This window comes from Nocardiopsis sp. LDBS1602 (assembly GCF_035818715.1).
Taxonomy (GTDB): Bacteria; Actinomycetota; Actinomycetes; order Streptosporangiales; family Streptosporangiaceae; genus Nocardiopsis; species Nocardiopsis alba.
Genome location: NZ_JAYLVW010000003.1, coordinates 478,094 through 494,652, shown reverse-complemented (window position 1 = coordinate 494,652; position 16,559 = coordinate 478,094). Strand labels below are relative to the sequence as shown.

14 protein-coding genes and 1 tRNA gene are annotated in these 16,559 nt (G+C 69.1%); 5 read left to right on the top strand and 10 right to left on the bottom strand.

Annotated features, from left to right (window positions below):
• Positions 1-121: 121 nt before the first annotated feature.
• Positions 122-496, bottom strand: a complete 375-nt coding sequence (locus tag U9J66_RS14180) for an ArsR/SmtB family transcription factor (protein ID WP_326337899.1) — start codon at positions 494-496, stop codon at positions 122-124.
• Between the two features lie 95 nt (positions 497-591).
• On the opposite strand from U9J66_RS14180, the gene U9J66_RS14175 reads away from it, so the two are divergent.
• Positions 592-2,409: an MFS transporter gene (locus U9J66_RS14175; RefSeq protein ID WP_326337898.1), complete on the top strand. Its 1,818-nt coding sequence runs from the start codon at positions 592-594 to the stop codon at positions 2,407-2,409.
• A gap of 54 nt (positions 2,410-2,463) precedes the next feature.
• Here U9J66_RS14175 and U9J66_RS14170 read toward each other — a convergent pair whose 3' ends face one another.
• Both U9J66_RS14170 and U9J66_RS14165 read right to left on the bottom strand, forming a co-directional pair.
• A complete protein-coding gene (locus U9J66_RS14170; protein WP_014911533.1) occupies positions 2,464-2,682 on the bottom strand; it encodes a hypothetical protein in 219 nt (72 codons plus the stop codon).
• A gap of 163 nt (positions 2,683-2,845) precedes the next feature.
• Positions 2,846-3,433, bottom strand: coding sequence for a TetR/AcrR family transcriptional regulator (locus U9J66_RS14165; RefSeq protein ID WP_017534497.1), 588 nt, complete (start codon positions 3,431-3,433; stop codon positions 2,846-2,848).
• 202 nt (positions 3,434-3,635) lie between these two features.
• On the opposite strand from U9J66_RS14165, the gene U9J66_RS14160 reads away from it, so the two are divergent.
• Together U9J66_RS14160 and U9J66_RS14155 are read left to right on the top strand one after the other, a co-directional pair.
• Positions 3,636-4,775: an MFS transporter gene (locus U9J66_RS14160; RefSeq protein ID WP_326337987.1), complete on the top strand. Its 1,140-nt coding sequence runs from the start codon at positions 3,636-3,638 to the stop codon at positions 4,773-4,775.
• Positions 4,772-5,443 carry an NAD(P)-dependent oxidoreductase gene (locus tag U9J66_RS14155; RefSeq protein ID WP_326337897.1) on the top strand — a complete coding sequence of 224 codons (672 nt, stop codon included), beginning with the start codon at positions 4,772-4,774 and terminating at the stop codon, positions 5,441-5,443. The genes U9J66_RS14160 and U9J66_RS14155 overlap by 4 nt, the downstream gene beginning before the upstream one ends.
• Positions 5,444-5,683: 240 nt before the next feature.
• On the opposite strand, the gene U9J66_RS14150 is transcribed toward U9J66_RS14155, so the two are convergent.
• A complete protein-coding gene (locus U9J66_RS14150; protein ID WP_014910552.1) occupies positions 5,684-6,796 on the bottom strand; it encodes a hypothetical protein in 1,113 nt (370 codons plus the stop codon).
• Between the two features lie 220 nt (positions 6,797-7,016).
• Positions 7,017-7,092, bottom strand: a tRNA-Lys gene (locus tag U9J66_RS14145).
• A 311-nt stretch (positions 7,093-7,403) separates the two neighbouring features.
• Here U9J66_RS14145 and U9J66_RS14140 point away from each other — a divergent pair.
• Positions 7,404-8,060, top strand: coding sequence for a response regulator transcription factor (locus U9J66_RS14140; protein ID WP_326337896.1), 657 nt, complete (start codon positions 7,404-7,406; stop codon positions 8,058-8,060).
• 27 nt (positions 8,061-8,087) lie between these two features.
• Here U9J66_RS14140 and U9J66_RS14135 read toward each other — a convergent pair whose 3' ends face one another.
• Together U9J66_RS14135 and U9J66_RS14130 are read right to left on the bottom strand one after the other, a co-directional pair.
• Entirely contained in the window at positions 8,088-9,416 is a 1,329-nt protein-coding gene (locus U9J66_RS14135; RefSeq protein ID WP_326337895.1) for a sensor histidine kinase, read from the bottom strand.
• Between the two features lie 90 nt (positions 9,417-9,506).
• The gene (locus U9J66_RS14130) at positions 9,507-11,444 is read right to left on the bottom strand and encodes a serine hydrolase domain-containing protein (protein WP_326337894.1); all 1,938 of its coding nucleotides are present in this window, start codon (positions 11,442-11,444) and stop codon (positions 9,507-9,509) included.
• 376 nt (positions 11,445-11,820) lie between these two features.
• Here U9J66_RS14130 and map point away from each other — a divergent pair, with 376 nt between their 5' ends.
• Positions 11,821-12,597, top strand: coding sequence for a type I methionyl aminopeptidase (gene map, locus U9J66_RS14125; protein WP_014912567.1), 777 nt, complete (start codon positions 11,821-11,823; stop codon positions 12,595-12,597).
• Positions 12,598-12,714: 117 nt separating this feature from the next.
• Here the strand turns inward: map and U9J66_RS14120 are convergent, their stop codons facing one another.
• The 3 genes from U9J66_RS14120 to U9J66_RS14110 are packed head-to-tail and all read right to left on the bottom strand — an operon-like array spanning position 12,715 to position 16,555.
• Positions 12,715-14,211: an NCS1 family nucleobase:cation symporter-1 gene (locus tag U9J66_RS14120; RefSeq protein WP_161111099.1), complete on the bottom strand. Its 1,497-nt coding sequence runs from the start codon at positions 14,209-14,211 to the stop codon at positions 12,715-12,717.
• Positions 14,212-14,248: 37 nt separating this feature from the next.
• On the bottom strand, positions 14,249-15,760 hold the full coding sequence (locus tag U9J66_RS14115) for an NCS1 family transporter (RefSeq protein ID WP_042282411.1): 1,512 nt from the start codon (positions 15,758-15,760) through the stop codon (positions 14,249-14,251).
• 60 nt (positions 15,761-15,820) lie between these two features.
• Positions 15,821-16,555: an aspartate/glutamate racemase family protein gene (locus U9J66_RS14110; RefSeq protein ID WP_014911003.1), complete on the bottom strand. Its 735-nt coding sequence runs from the start codon at positions 16,553-16,555 to the stop codon at positions 15,821-15,823.
• Between the last annotated feature and the right edge of the window lie 4 nt (positions 16,556-16,559).

The following is a 16,559-nucleotide window of genomic DNA, read 5'->3' as shown; positions in this document are numbered from 1 at the left end:
ACTATGTTTGAAGTACTACGACCAAAGTACTTCAAACGTAGTGGTTTGTCGAGCCGTCGATCGGATCCTCTCGGGAAGACGAGGAAGGCCCAGGTCGAAGCCGCCGGGGAGACGAAGAGGGCTAGCCCTCGCCCACGGGGGTCCAGGCGAGGACGAGGTCGATCAGCCCGGGGAAGCGGTGCCCGAGGTCGTCGAGGCGGACACGGCTGCGCCGCTCGAGGCCGTATTGGCGCTGGGTGATCACCCCGGCCTCTCGAAGGGCCTTGAAGTGGTGGGTGAGGGTGGACTTCGGGCGATCGAAGCCGAACCAGCCGCACGTCTGGTCGAAGTCCTCGGATTCCCGCAGGAGCCGCTGCACGATCGTCAACCTCAGGGGGTCGGCGAGCACGCCCATGACCCGCTCCAGCCGAATGTCCTCGACCGCGGGCTCGGGCAACCGCTCCGGCAGGTCGTCGGGCTCTCGATCGAGACGGTACGTCGCTGCGAGGTTCGGCATGCCCCCACGGTACCTCCAGTACGAGTTGGTTCGTACTTGCTCTATAGTTCGAGTTTATTCGTACTAGTACGAGAAAGATCGAACTGGGGGAGTTCATGCGGAGGACCGAGACCGAAGGGCGGGGGATCGCCTGGTCGATGGCGGCGGCGATGACGGTGACGACCGTGTTCGTACTGTCGAACGCACCCACCCCGCTGTACGTGTCCTGGCAACGCGAGTGGGGGTTCTCCTCCGGCACGCTGACGATGGTCTTCGCCTGCTACATGGTCGGACTGGTCGGATCCCTGCTCGTCGCGGGTCGACTCGCCGACCGGTACGGACGGCGGGTGGTGCTGGTCCCGGCGCTGATCGCCGCCGTGCTCTCCGGACTCCTGTTCCTCCTCGCCCAAGGGGTGGCCTGGCTCCTGGCCGCGCGTCTGCTCGCCGGGATCTCGGTCGGCGGCGCCGTCACCGCCGGGATGGCCGCCGTGGTCGATCTGGCGCCCGAGGGTCGACGTCGGATCGGCGGGCTGATCGCCTCGGCGTCGATGGTGCTCGGCGCCGGCCTCGGCCCGCTCCTGGCCGGGATCACGGCACGGAACTCCGACTCCCCACAGATCTGGGTGTTCACCCTGGTCACCACCCTCACCGTCATCGCTCTAGGGGTCGGTCTGCTCCTGCCCCTCCCCCACCCCGATCGCTCTCTCCCCTCGGGCGAGGGAGGACCGTGGCGGTGGCCGAGCCCGCCGCGGAACCGACGGCGCGAGCTGCTGTGGGGCGCGGCGGCCTTCGCCCCCGGGATCACCGCGACCTCGTTCGTGCTCTCCCTGGGCCCCTCGGTGCTCGCCGGCCCGCTCGGGGTGGGAGATCCGCTGGTGGCCGGGCTGATCGCCTGCGTCATGTTCCTCGTGGCGACGGGCGTCCAGTTCGCGGTCGGACGTCTGTCGACACGCACCCACCTGGCCGTGAGTTCGGTGGCGGCGATCGCCTCGATGGCCCTGCTGGCCGGCGCGGTGACCGTCGCCCCGGTGTGGCACCTCTTCCTGGCCTCCGCGCTCCTCGCGGGTGCCGCCCAAGGGCTCGGCCAGCTGGCCGGTCTGACCTTGATCGCCACCCGCGTCCCCCACGAGCGGCGGGCGGAGTCCAACGCGGCCCTCAACATCGCCGGATACGTGCCCGCGGGGGCGCTGCCCGTGGCGACCGGCCACCTCGCGGACGCCACCGGCCTGGGCGCCGCGGTGGTCGTGTTCACCGTCGTCCTGGGCGTCTTCGCCGCCCTCGCCCTACCGATCGTGCGGCTGAGCACCGCACGTCACCCGAACCGATCCGAGAAGAGACGACAGAAGGAGAACGAGATGGAGAAGAACGGCGTGGAGCCACCGGAGCCGGGATCGACGCTGGTGATCGTCGCCCACCCCGACCTGGGATCCTCCCGTGTGAACTCGGCGTGGGTCCGCGCGTTGACGGAGGAGGGCGGCACCACCGTCCGTGTTCTCGCCGAGGAACGCGGGGCCGACGGTTTCGACGTTCGGGCCGAGCAGCGGGCACTCGCCGCCCACGAGCGGATCGTCCTCCAGTTCCCCTTCCGCTGGTACGGCGCGCCGCCGATCCTCACCGAGTGGCTGGAGGTCGCCCTGGAGCGCGGATGGGCGTACGGCCCCGGCGGTCACGCGCTGGAGGGCAAGGAGTTGAGCATCGCGGTGTCCACGTGGTCGCGCGCGGACGACTACACCGTCGACGGCCGCTACCACCGGGCGATGAGCGAGTTGACCTCGCCGTTCGAGACCATCGCGGCCCGGGTGGGCATGCGCTACCGTCCGGGGCACTTCCTCCACGGGGTCGGGGATCTCACCGATGAGCGGCTGGCGGACGCGGCGCGCGACTACGCCCGCTGGTCCGCCGGTCGAGAGGACGGGGCGCTCCGGAAGGTGTGATCCGCGCGGTGGTCCGGGAGGGCGGCCCGCCCTCCCGAACCGGCCGTCACCAGGTCATCCGGGTTTCTCCTCCAGGCGCAGGGCGACGCCCAGGGCGAAGAAGGTGGGCGCCCACTGCCCGACGAAGATGCCCCATCGGTCGGCGCGGTCGGTGCCGGCGTCCTCCTTCTTCTTCGACAGGGCCCAGGTCAGGAACGACAGGCCGATACTGGCGGTCCCGGCGGCGTAGGCCATCTCGGAGGTGACGCCCATCTCGGACAGCTTGGCGATCATGGTCTCTCCCTTTGGTCGGGTCTCGGTCCATGCTCACCTGCCCGAGAGCCCGTCAATATAGGCGTGCCTCGGGGCAAAACCTGCCGTGCACTTCTTCGGGCGACCGACGCTCCGGAACCGCGGCCCTCGGGTATGCCCCTCTCGGTCCGATCCTCGGGGCCCGTCAGGGTACGCGCGCCAGGCGTCGCGCCGCCTCCACCACCGAGGCGCGGCGCCTGGCGTGCTCCTCTTCCGTGGGTTCCCCGGTGATCATCCGCGCCACCTGGGGGACCGCCGTCCACCAGCCGGCCAGCGACAGGATCAAGAAGGTGAGGTGGTCGGCGTCGATCGACCTCGTGATCGTCCCGTTCTCCTGGCCCTCGGCGACGGCGACGGCCCTGTGGCCGTAGTGCTCGCGGCGTGACTCCTCGTCCGGCACCTCTCCCTCGAAGACCAGGCCCTCCCAGCGGAGGAGTCGGTTCAGTTCGGGGCGTTCGCGGTGGTAGTCGTACACGCGTCCCGCGTAGTCGCCGATCTCCTCCTCGGCGAACGACTCGACCGGAACCGCTCGGGCGACCTCGGCGAGCTCGTCGCGCAGCACGGTGGCGAAGAGGCTTCTCTTGCCGCCGAAGTAGTTGTACACCCGTTCCTTGTTCACGCCGGCGGACTTGGCGATGCGCTCGATGGTCGTGCCATCGGGCCCGAAGCGTGCGAACTCATCGACGGCCGCCTCCTTGATCTTTCGCTTCGTGCCCTCGGTGTCCCAGGCCATGCGGCGGCTCCAGTGTGCGACGAACTTCCAACGCGAGAGTTGTTATCGGTGGAACACGCTACTACGCTCAACTCCAACGTTGTAGTTGGAGATTGGAACCGCGATGCCCCCTCGACGACCTTCCGCCCCCCGCTCGACCACGGGCGCCAGACCCCCCTCACCCCGGGAACCGAGCCCCTCTCCCGTCGCCGGCGGGTTCGTCATCGGTCTGCTCGTCCTCACCGCGTTATTCGTGCTGACCCAGCTCTACTCGGCGATCCCGCTCATCGGCCCCGTGGGCGAGGATCTCGGCGGAGGCGTCACCTTCGCCCTCGCCACCTGCTTCAGCCTCTGCTACGCGGCGGGCTTCCTGATCTGGGGCCCCGTGTCGGACCACTACGGGCGTAGAAGACTCATGGTCCCCGGGGTCCTGGCCCTGGCCCTGGCCACGTTCGCCTGCGCCTTCGCCCCCTCCGTCCTCTGGTTGGGCGTCCTGCGCGGCGTGCAGGGGTTGGCCGCCGCGAGCTTCGCGCCCGTGGCCCTCGCCTACCTGACCGAGGCCACCGCCCCCCGCCATCGGGGTATCGCCATCGGAGCGATGTCCACGGCCTTCCTCGTGGCGGGCATCTTCGGGCAGGTGTTCGCCTCGTACGTGTCGCTCCGACTCGGCTGGCCCTGGGTGTTCGGCCTGAGCGGGCTCGTTCTGGCGCTCGCGTGCGTGATGGTGGTCCTCACCGTCTCGGAGGTCCCCCGCCGGGAGGTCTCGGGCGGCCTCGGCGAGCGCTTCGCCGCTCTGGGCAGGGTCGTCGTGCGACCGACCGTCCTTCTCCTGTGCTGCGCCCACGTGACCCTGCTCCTGTCCTTCGTGGGGATGTACACGGCTCTCGGCCCCCACCTGAGAGCGTTCGACCTCGATCCGTCGAACATCCTTCTGCTCCGGCTGATCGGGCTGCCCGCGATGTTCCTCGCGCTGTCGGTCGGTCCCCTGTCCCGACGGCTGGGCATGGCCGGCGTCGCGCGGGCCGGTTTCCTCCTCGCGGCCGTGGGCATGGGGCTCGAAGCGCTCCTGTCACAGTCCCTCGTCGGTGTCTGCGCGGCGAGTGTGGTCTTCGTCAGCGGTGTCGCCCTGGCCATTCCCGCAATGATCACGCTCTTCGGGGAGGCGGCGGCGCCGGAGCGGGCCGGCGGCATGGCGCTCACCGGTTTCGTCCTCTTCGTCGGCGCGAGCCTCGGCCCACTGGTCGCGGCGGCCGTCGGCGGTTTCGCGCTCCTTCTCGCCGGATTCACCGCCCTACTGACGGTGGCCGCGCTCTGCGTCACCATGTTCGACCGTTCGACCAGGAAAGAGGGTGTCAAGGCATGACCCGGGTAACGATCCTCGGAGCCACCGGACGATCCGGTTCGGCGGTTCTCGAACTGCTGCCCCCGCACACCCGGATCACCGCGGCTCTTCGAAGGCCGGGTGACCGATCCCGACTTCCCGCGACGGAACGGGAGATCACCGAGGTCGTCGTGGACGTCGAGGATCCGGCGAGTCTGCGGCGGGCCGTCGCCGACGCGGACGTCGTGGTCAACGCCGTCCGTATGCGCGGGGACATCGACCCTTCCGCATTGGTAGAGCTGCACGAACGCGTCGTCGAGGCCGCGGATCCGTCCTCCGGCCCCGCCCCGTTCACCGTCACCGTCGGCGGCGCGGGATCGCTGCGGCTGCCCGATGGGACACGCTTCTGGCAGAGCCCCGCCTTCCCGGAACGCACCCTGCCGCGAGGGAGGGCGCACGCGAGGCTCCGCGACCATCTGGAGGAGGGGCGCGATGGTGAGAACTGGGCGTACCTGATCCCACCGCCCGCCTTCGACCCCGACGGGCCTCGCACGAAGAACCACCGCGTCTGGCCGGGGGCGGCCGACGAGAGCGCCTTCCTCGAACGGTCCATCGGCTACGTGGACTTCGCCGAGGCCGTGTGCGCGGCGGTGGAGGAGCGCTGGGCCGGTACCCGGCTGGTGGCCGGACCCGAGACCCGCCGAGTCTGACCCCTGGGCGGAACACGTGTCGAACGTCCGCGCGGAACGATCGAACGGCCGTCTCACGCGAAAAGCGTGTCGTTCCCTCGTTCAGAGGGCGGGTTCGGTCTAGCTTCGTGACGTTGTCGCCACAACACGGCCGTGGGGGAAGGGGGTCCTCGTCTCCGGCGGCCACCCCCTCTTCCCCACGAACACGAAGCCCGCACGCGGACCTCTCGGTCCCCACGTGCGGGCTTCGGTACCTCCTCGTCACCGAGAGAGCTGTTCGTTCTCCTCATGGAACATGACCAGGACGTCGTTGGCCTCTCCGGGCAGCCGCTCCGAAGGCTGCAAGGGGGTGGGCACCTGGAGCGGGATGAGCTGCGAGGGCATCGGACGTGTAGAGGGGGCGGAGTGCAGCATGTGCTCGATGTTGTCGGCGTATCCGGCGAAACCCTCGGACTCGTGCCACGGGAAGCCCACGCCCTGCGTACTGAGCGGGTCGAACCCCCACCGTGCGATCCTCGCCCGGGACTCCTGCTCCAGGGTCGGATCGTTCTGGGCGGCCCGCTGCCTGACCTTACGGGCGATAACGAGCCCGATGCACGTGCCGGCGGCCAGCACCAGGGGCACGATCGACGGCGGGGTGTTCTCGACCGGCCTGATGGCCTCGCAGTCGGACTCGTTCATGATGATGTTGTCCGGATCGGCGAGGATGTCCAGGCACTCCTCGTAGGTGATGCTGCCGTGGGCCCTCTCGGAAGAACCGCCACCTGTCGCCTGTACGAGCCCATAGAAGAAGAACTGGAGACCGAAGGAGATCGCGCACAGGACGGCCACGGCGAAGGCGACGAACGAGGCGATCCTGAGACCGTTCTGCTTCAGACGGGCCGGGTGGTTCCTGATGCGCTGCTTCTCACCTTCGGGAACCTCGGCCCGCGTCCGCTCGATCGCGTTCGCCCACGCGGTGTTCCAGGTCCGTTCACGACTCCGCAGGAACGGGAGGAGGGAGACGGCGCGTTCCTGCCATTCGACGAACGCGACGCCTTCCGGCGTCTGCCGCCACATGGAGAACTCGTGCCGGGCGGTCTGCGCGGACACCGCCTGTTGAAGGGCGTGCTGTTCCTGCTGAAGCCGGTGCTGCTCGTTCTGGAGGGCGAGCTGCTGCTTCTGTGTCCTCAACTGCCGCGCGCTGTTCATCGCGGTGATGCCGTTGAAGACCATGTTCACGCGGTTGGTGTACGCGATGCCCTTGAGGAGCTGGGTGTTCTGCGCCGCCGACCGCGCGGTGGCCGCGGAGGAGTCCTCGATGTTGCTCAGGTGCTCACGCGACCGCTGGGTCTCGTCACCGATACGCCGCAGATGGTCTCTGTTGCTCCGCATGCCGTCATCGGGCCTTTCTACGTGGGGGGGTTCAGGTGGCGTCGCCGATGACACAGTGCGGCGAGGGGAAGGGGGTCGGTCGATGAGGATCGTGGCCGAGGGCCGAGGATCAGCGTAGCGAAACGCCCGTTTCCGAGCCATCGCGAACGGACCGCGAACCCCGGGAACGCGAAAACCCCAGGGCGAGAACGCGCTACCGCACTCTGACCTGGGGTTTCTCTGGTAGGCCCCCGGGGGATCGAACCCCGAACCCACGGATTAAAAGTCCGTTGCTCTGCCGATTGAGCTAGAGGCCCATAGCGCATCTGATGTGAACAGGGAAGATGCCACCAGCGCCATATCCTACCGGATGCCGATGCGGCATAGGAGCACAGGACTCCCCCTCTATGAGGGGATATGAGGCGAGGGCTCCGATTTTCTCCCTACCGACCTCTTCAGGCCGGGGAAGCGCCCTCGGTCGGTTCGTGTACGCACAAGGCGAGGAGGAGGCCCCTCTCCCCCGGGGCCCGCGCTGATAGCATCGCGGTCGCTCGTGGCACGCTCGAAAGCCCTACCGGGCCGAGAGTTCGAGGCCTGCGCTCACCCCTCTACGCGAAGGCGGCACTCCATGATCAGGGTGGTCCTGGTCGACGACCAGTTCGTCGTCCGAGCGGGTTTCCGGGTGATGCTGGAGATCGCCGAGGACATCGAGGTGGTCGGCGAGTGCTCCGACGGCCCCTCCGCCGTCGAGCTGGTCGAACGGCTCCGCCCCGACGTCGTCTGCATGGACGTACGCATGCCCGGAGGCGACGGCCTGACCGCGACCCGCGAGATCCTCGCCCGCTCCTCCGGAAAGCCCCCGGCGATCCTCGTGGTCACCACCTTCGACCTCGACGAGTACGTCTTCAAGGCCTTGGAGGTCGGCGCGAGCGGCTTCATCCTGAAGGACACCCCGCCCGACGACCTGGTGGAGGCGGTGCGCCGACTCGCCGACGGTCACGGCCTGGTCGACCACACCGTCACCCGTCGCGTGATCGCCGAGTTCGCCAAACGCAGGTCCATGAACCGCGAGGCGTCCGAGGCCCACGACCTGCTCACCGAACGCGAACTCGACATCGTCCGTCTGCTCTCCCGAGGCATGTCCAACGTGGAGATCGCGGAGAGCCTCACCATCGAGCCGAGTACCGTCAAGTCGCACCTGGGACGGGTGATGACCAAGATCGGTGTCCGCGATCGCTTGCAGACCGTCGTCTGGGCGTACCGCAACGGTGTCGCGACGCCGTGACCCTTTCCCCCGTGCTCCGGGTGGCCGTCATCTGAGAGGTAGAACGAGCCGGACGCTCCACCCGCCCGTCTCGGTCGGCCCCGTCTCCAGGGTCGCCCCGACCAGATCGGCCCGTTCCCGCATCCCGATCAGCCCCAGACCGCGGGAGGCCTTCGCCCTCTCCTCCCGCTCCACGCCGGGATCGTTGTCGACCCGGAGCTCGACCGCCCTCTCCCCTCGGGCCAACTCCACCCGCACCGGCGCGCCCCAGGCGTGGTCGCGCGCGTTGGCCAACGCCTCCTGCGCCACCCGGTAGAACATGACGTCGGCGACCGGCGGCAGCTCCAGGTCGGGTCCGCTCCGTTCCAGGACCACCTCGACGCCCAGCTCGCGTTCCGTCTCGACCAGACGGTCGAGCACGGCCACCCCGGGGACGGGCGCGTCGCTCTCACCGGCGGCCTCTCCCCGGCCCCCGTCCGGGTACTCTCCGGGATCCCGCAGGGCCCCGACCACCATCCGCAGGTTCTCCAGGGTCTCCTTGCCCTGGCGCCGGATCCATCCGATGGTCGGTGCGAGCGCCGGGGCGTCCCGGTCCGCCAGCTTCTCGGCCGCACCCGCCTGCACCACCATCCCCGAGAGGTGATGCGCGGCGATGTCGTGCAGCTCCCGCGCCATACGCGTGCGCTCGGCCCGGAGGGCGCCGTTCACCCGCTCCCGTTCCCGTTCGACCAGCCGGATCCGCTCCTGATGAACGTAACGCCTCCTCATGGAAACGTCGTTACCGACCAGACCCGCCACCCCGAAGACGAGGACGGCGGACACCACCTGGGAGAGGCCCGCTATCACCGGGTCCGTCACGAGCGCGGGCGGTGCGAGGGAGGCGAACGGAGGCAGAGCGAACACGGCACCACAGACCCCGAAGACGAGCGCGATCGTCACGAGTACCCGGATGAACCGCTTCAAGGAGAGGGCGGTACCGCAGGTGTAGGCGGCGATGAACGGCGCCGGCCCCTGAAAGGTGGCGTCGGCCGGCAGGAGGAGCGTCATGCCGAGCTGGGCCGCCGCCACGATGGACAGACACAGGAGCGGGACACGCCGACGCAGACACAGGGTCAGGGACTGCACGACGGTCAGGGCGACGAGCACGGCCACGGCGGCCGGAGCGAACGGGGTCTCCTCCGCCCGGGCGAGCACCACCACCGAGTAGAGGAGGGCGATCGAGACCAGCGTGACGAACACGCCCAGGAGCAGGTCACGGCCGAACGCTCCGCTGAAGCCCGCGCGGGTGAGGGCGGCGTCGAACCGCGCCGTCATCCGGGAGGTGGGCGCCAGGGGCGGGCTCTGTGTCTCGGGGAGGGCGGGGGCGTCACGCCTCATCGTTTCCGTCCGGGTGGTGAGTGGGGGTGGGGCCGCGACAGCGAGGGCGGGGCACCCGATCCGAAACCGGTGATGCCCCGCCCAGGCTACTCAGAAGGTCACGCTGCCGGTCACCATCCCGTGCATGGTGGCGATCCAGCCGAGGCCCATCAAAGCCGCCAGGACGAGCACGCTACCGACGCAGCGCTCCAGTCCCTGCTTCCGTCGGATGTCGTCGAAGACCACCATCGCCGCGGAGAGGACCCCGAGCAGTCCCAGACCCTGCACGACCTGGAAGATTCGCAGCGTCCCGAAGGAGATCGGCTGGAAGCTCAGGGCCATCGATAGGGTGACCCCCCAGCCGGCCAGGGCGAGCAGGGAGAGGACCACGGCGACCCGGGTCAGGACACGTGCCCACCGACCGGTCTTATCGCGCTTGGGCCTGGACAGTCGCAGGCGGACGAGGGTGCCGATGGGCCAGGAGAGGACCGTGATCAGCAGGATCAGCACCGAACCGGCCAGGACCGACAGGACCACCGTGCCCGGGGTGTCCTCGTCCGCCGGCAGGAAGGTGAAGGCCGTGGTCCCGATCGCCCTGACCTCGCCGTCGACGACGTCCGCCGCCAACGTCCGGTGCCCGTCGACCTCACGCCACACCCAGGGTTCGACCTCCATGTACTCCGTCGGCCGCCCGGTCTCGGGGCTGGTCAGGACGATCGTCCCGTCCTCCGTGGCGACGATCCGAGCCTCGTCCAGGGCGTAGAGCAGCGAGACGAAGTTGCTGTGGATGGAACGTGAGGGCCGGTAGTTCCCCTCCAGCATCGCGGCGTGCTCCACCGCCGTGGACTCGACCTGACCACCGTCGGCCTGCTCGCCCGGGAAGTAGCGGTCGGCGAACCCCTCGGCCACGGCCAGGCGCAGGCTGTGGCTGGCGAGCCCGGTGTTCCCGCTGCTGTTCAAGGTGATGAAGATACCCGCGTTCTGCTCGGGGTAGATCTGCATCTCGGAGTGGAAGACGTCGGTGTCCCCTCCATGGCTGATGATCCGGTTGCCGTTGCGCTCCTCCAGGAAGAAACCGAGCCCCATCTGGCCGCCGCCGGCGACACCGCCGAGACTCTCCTCGTCCAGGGCCGGTTCCCCCATGAGGGAGATCGTCTCGGGTTCCAGCAGGTCGGCGCCCTCGGCGTCCTCCATGTAGACGCGCATGAACTCGGCCATGTCGGTCGCGGACGACGTCAAAGACCCCGCCGGGGCGTCGGAGACGGTCTCGAACCGCTCGACCGGCGGCCCGTCGGCGGTGTCGTAGGCCTGCGAGAGCCGGGAGGCGAGGTCCTCCGGCAGGGGCTGGCGGGCGGTGGAGGAGTCCATCCCGGCCGGGGCCAGTACGTTCTCCTCGACGTACTCCTCGAAGGGGACCCCGGCGACGTTCTCGACGATGTATCCGGCGAGGGCGATGCCGTAGTTGGAGTAGGCGGGCGTGGTCCCCGGCTCGTAGACCTGCTCGGGCGGATCGTTCATGACGACCTCGCGCAGATCCACCTCCTCGCCTTCGGAGAGCATCGCGTTGGCGATCCGCTCCTCGAAACCACCCGTGTGCGAGAGCAGGTGGCGCAGGGTGAGGTCCTGGTCGAAGGAGCGCTCCACCTCGAAGTCGAGGTACTCGTCGACGTCGGTGTCCAGGTCGAGTTCGCCCTCCTCGACCAGCCGCATGACGGCGGTCGCGGTGAAGACCTTGGAGATCGAGGCGATCCGGAAGAGCGTCTCCTCCGGGTCGACGGGCGTACCGGCCTCGAGGTCGGAGTACCCATAGCCGCGGGCGGTGAGCAACTCGCCGTCCGCGACGACGCTCACGGACGCCCCCGCGATCCGTGTCTCGTTCAGTTGGGCGGGCAGGAGCCCGTCGAGCCAGGCGTCGACGTCCTCCTTGGTGAGGGTCGCGTCGGCGCTCTCGGGATAGGCGACCCTCGGCGCGGGGGCGGGGCCGGTCTCCGAGGCCCCGGCGCAACCGGTCATGACGATCGCGGTGATCCCGGCGGCGACGAGCGCCATGAGGCGGTGGGGAAGCCTCCGAGACGCTCGTCCATCGGGGGGCGGACTGGTCGCGAACACGTACTGCTCCTGGGGATCGAGGTCTCGGGGCGAGGGGGTGGACCTCGCCCGCGGTGGGTGATCCCAGCATCGTGAAGACCGGTACGTCGGGTCTTCTGCCGTGAGTCGGTACTTGGTCTACGACCTTTGGGGGACCCCGATCCCCCACGTGTCGGTGTTCTCGGGCTTCTCGGGCCTTCGACCAGCGGTTCTGCCGCGCTTACCGGAAGCATCTCCGAACACCGCCTACCCTCGGTCTTCGGGGGAGGGGTGGTGATCCGTCCCGTGATGCCGATTACAATACCGGTATAGTTATTGGAACACGAGAGGGCGCCGCATGATCGAGATCCTGAAACCCGAAGACGTGGAACGCGCGCGGAAGACCGGCGCCCTGGTCGCCGAGATCCTCCAGACCATGAGGACCCGCGCCACCGTCGGCACCAACCTCCTTGACATCGACCGCTGGACCAAGGAGATGATCGAGGAGGCCGGGGCCGAGTCCTGCTACGTCGACTACGCGCCCTCCTTCGGTGAGGGCCCCTTCGGTCACTACATCTGCACCGGCGTCAACGACGCCGTTCTCCACGGGCGCCCCCACGACTACACGCTCGCCGACGGCGACCTGCTCTCCCTCGACCTGGCCGTCCTGCTCGACGGGATCGCCGCCGACTCCGCCATCAGCTTCATCGTCGGCGAGACGCACTCCCCCGAAGACGTCGCGCTGATCGAGGTCACCCAGCGCGCCCTGGAGGCCGGGATCGCCGCCGCCCGCCCCGGGGCCCGCACCGGCGACATCTCCCACGCCATCGGCACCGTCCTGCGCAAAGCCGGCTACCCGATCAACTCCGAGTTCGGCGGCCACGGCATCGGCTCGACCATGCACCAGGACCCGCACGTGGCCAACACCGGCAAGCGCGGCCGCGGCTACAAGCTGCGCCCCGGACTGCTGCTCGCCCTGGAGCCCTGGGTCATGCGGGACACCGCCCGGCTCGTCACCGACTCCGACGGCTGGACGCTGCGCAGCGCCACCGGCTGCCGCACCGCGCACAGCGAGCACACGGTCGCCATCACCGAGGACGGCGCCGAGATCCTCACCCTGCCGAAGAAGGCCTGAGCCCACGGCTCGACCCCGCGCGCACGCGCGACGCCCCCGCTCACCGATGAGCGGGGGCGTCGTGCCGTTCTCCCCGGCCCTCGAAGGGCGAGGACCAGGGGTCATGCGGGATACGCATCAGGCCTTGACGGCCTTCTTTCCGGCGGTCCGCGTGATGGCGTAGTGCAGGGCACCGCCGAGCAGCGCCCCGAAGATCCACACGAAACCCGACCACTCCGCCAGCGCGGGCAGCCACACCGCCGTGACGGAGAAGACCGAGGCCAGACAGAACGCGAACAACGCTCGCAGGTTCCAGCCCTTGGTGTAGTGGTACTCGCCGTCGGGCGACGCCGAGTAGAGGTCGTTCAGGTTCAACCGTCCCCGCCGCAGCAGGTAGTGGTCGGCGACGATGATCCCGTACAGCGGCGCCAGTACCGCCCCGAGGGTGTCGACGAAGGCGGCGATGCCGATCCCGTCGATGAAGGCCACCCACAGGCCGCCGATGGCGAAGCCGACCGCGCCGGTGATGAGCCCGCCGGTCCTGGCGCTGATCTTGGCCGGCCACAGGTTGGCCAGCCCATAGGCGGGCGGGATGAAGTTGGCGACCAGGTTGATGCCGACGGTGGCGATGAGGAAGGTCAGCGCCGCGACGACCGTCAGCCAGATGTTGTCGACGCGTTCGACGATGTCGGCCGGGTTGGTCAGCGCCTCCCCGTAGAGCACCGAGGAGCCGGCGGTGATGATCAGGGTGAGGAAGGAGAACACGGCCAGGCTGACCGGCAGCCCCCACAGGTTGCCGCGCCGCATCGCCTTCTCGGACCTCACGAACCGGGAGAAGTCCCCGTAGTTGACGACCACGGCGGCGAAGTAGGCGACCATCGTGCCGACCACGGCCGAGAACGCGGCGAGCGTTCCGCCCGGGTAGTCCCCGTCACCGGCGAACACGGTGCCCAGCGCGGAGAACAGCTCTCCGCCGGCCATGTACCAGATGACCCCGGCCAGGGCGATCATGACGACGTACACCGCGGGCCCGGCCCAGTTCAGGAAGGTGCCGATCCAGGCCATCCCCTTGGTGAACAGCGCCACCTGGAGCACGGCGACGATCACGTAGGAGATCCACCCGACCGCCGACAGACCGAGGAAGGTCCCCTCCGGTCCGGGGCCGAAGAGCGCCGTGATCAGCAGCGCCACCGCCGTGGAGGCGAAGTAGGTCTGCGCGCCGTACCAGAAGGTGGCGGTGATCCCTCGGATCAGCGTCGGGAACTGGGTGCCGTGCACGCCCATACTGGCGCGGGCCATGACCGCGTACGGGATCCCGTATCGGACGCTGGGTCGCCCGACGAGGTCGCACAGGAACATGACGATCACACCGGCGAGGATGATCCCGCCGAAGACCGCCCAGCCGTTCAGCCCGTAGGCGATGAACAGGGTCGCGGCGAGGGTGTAGCCGAACAGGCTCTGGATGTCGTTCGTCCACACGTTGAAGATCTCGAACGTGCCCCAGGACCTCTTCTGCCGGGGCAGCGGCGCGAGGTCGTCGTTGTACAGGCCCGGATCCGGGTCGTGGACGGTCAGGTCCGGTCCGGCGGCGGAGCCCGTGGGCTCTCCGCGCGCCGCGTCGATGGGTTCGCTCATGGTCGACCTCGAACTGTCGTGGTGGTCTGGGGATGGGTCACAGGTCGGTGCGGGTGTCGTCGCGGGCCAGGTCCTCGGTGTCGACGCGGCGGAAACCGCCGCGTCCGGCGTCGTGGACCCAGCTCTTGCCGACGCTGGTGGCGAGGTAGGTGTCGGGGTGTCCCTCGGTGATCTCCGCCTGCGGGAACCGGGGCAGGATCCAGGTCCGCATCAGCACCAGGTAGGCGACGAAGGCGATGGGGAAGGCGATCACGTAGGCGTAGTCGGGTTGGAGGAGGGAGATCCCGGAGGCGAGGAACCAGGCGATGACGGCCGCCGGGTTGAAGCCTCGCGTGTAGCGGTACTGGCCGTGGGAGTCGAACAGGTCGGGCACGTTCAACCGGCGACGGCGCAGGACGTGGTAGTCGGCGATCATGATCCCGGCGATGGCCGCGATGAACCCGCCGTAGTAGGACAGGAACGAGAACAGGTTGTCCAGGAGCAGCCACGGCATCACGGCGGTGCCGACCACCCCGGCCAGGACCACGGCCATCCGGTAGGACAGGTAGGGCGCGGCGGCGTTGACGAAGTTGAGCGCCGCGGGGATCACGTTGGCGGCCGTGTTGGTGGACCACTGGGCGAGGACCACCATCAGCAGCAGGAGGCCGAGCACGAACCCGGTGCTCTGGCCCTGGATGACCTCGATCGGGTTCCACAGGCCGGTGGTGATGACGGAGACGGCGCCGATGAAGGAGATCCACGCCTGCATCACCGGCAGGACGATGAACTGCGCGAGGAGGATACTGCGGTTGCGGCGCAGGAAACGGCGTTCCTTGGGCTCGACGGCGACGAAGCGGGTGATGCTGGGGATGTCGACGGCCAGCGGCGCCCACACGACCATGTTGATGATGAAGAACGCGACCAGCGTCATGTCGTCGCTCTGGGAGGCGAAGGTCCAGATGTTGGTGCCTTCGAGGTCGGCGATGCCGTCGAGCGTGTAGTACATCCACAGGGAGATCGCCAGGATGCAGGGGGCGGCGATCGACGCGAGTCGTTCGATGGCCTTGATGCCGAGGGCGACGTTGACGATCTGCACGGCGAGGAACAGCGCGTACCAGAGCGGCCAGGAGCTGAACCCGGTCCAGTACTCGACCAGACCGTTGATGGCCAGCGCGCCCAGGTAGGTCTGGATGCCGAACCAGCAGGCGGCGACCAGACCTCGGGAGACCGAGGGCAGATGGGTGCCCAGGGTGCCGAAGGGCGCTCGGAGGTAGACCGAGAAGGACAGTCCGTGTTCGGTGCCGATGTCGGCGGTGAGGGTCATGATCACCGACAGGGTCAGGGTCGCGGCGAACACGACCAGCATCACCATCGGCAGGGAGAGCCCGCCGGTGATGCCGTTGGCCCCGTACTGGAAGGTCGCGATGACGACGGCGAGGCCGATCCAGATCCAGACGAAGCCCCAGAGGGAGATGGGTCGCTGGGTGATCCAGGTGGGCAGGATGGATTCTTCGAGGAGGTTGTCGGCCGGGGTGTCACCGGTTCTGGAGGAGGGGACGGGGGCGTTCATAGGGGGCTCCGCTGTTCTTCAGGGGACGGGAGGTGCAGCGGTGGCGGTGGTGGGTCCGCCTCAGAGGCCGAGCGCGGTGCTGAGCGGCCAGTGGGTCACGGTCTTGGGCCGGGGTGCCGCGAAGGTGCTGATCTTGCTGGTGGTCAGGCCGAGACCGACGAGGGATTCGGCGAGGGCCACGGCGGCGGCGACGCCGTCGACGACCGGGACCCCGCAGGCCTCGCGGACGGCCTCGTCGAGTCCGGCCATGCCGCCGCAGCCGAGGACGACGGTCTCGGCGCCGTCCTCCTCGACCGCGGCCCTGGCCTGGGCCGCGACGGTCCGGACGGCGGCGTCGCGGTCGGCCTCCAGTTCGAGGACCCCGAGCCCGCTGGCGCGGATCGACGCGCATCGGGAGTCGAGCCCGGCCTGCGCGAGCCGTGCCTCGATCTGGGGCACCGTGCGGCGCAGGCTGGTGACCACGGAGTAGCGGTCGCCGATCATGACGGCCACGTGGGCCGCGGCCTCGGTGATGTCGACGACGGGCACGGAGCAGAGTTCCTGAAGCCCCTCCTTGCCGTGTTCGCCGAAGCCGGCCTGGACGACCGCGTCGTAGGGGTGTTCGTAGGTGGCGACGCGGTCCATGACGGCGACCGCGGACAGGTGGCTCTCGAAGTTGCCCTCGACGGACTCGGGGCCGAAACGCGGGGTGAGCGCCTCGATCTCGGTGCCCGGACGGGCGACGGCGCGGGCCTGGGATCCCAGAGCCTCGGTGACCGCCTCGGAGGTGTTGACGTTGACGAGCAGGATGCGCATGGGG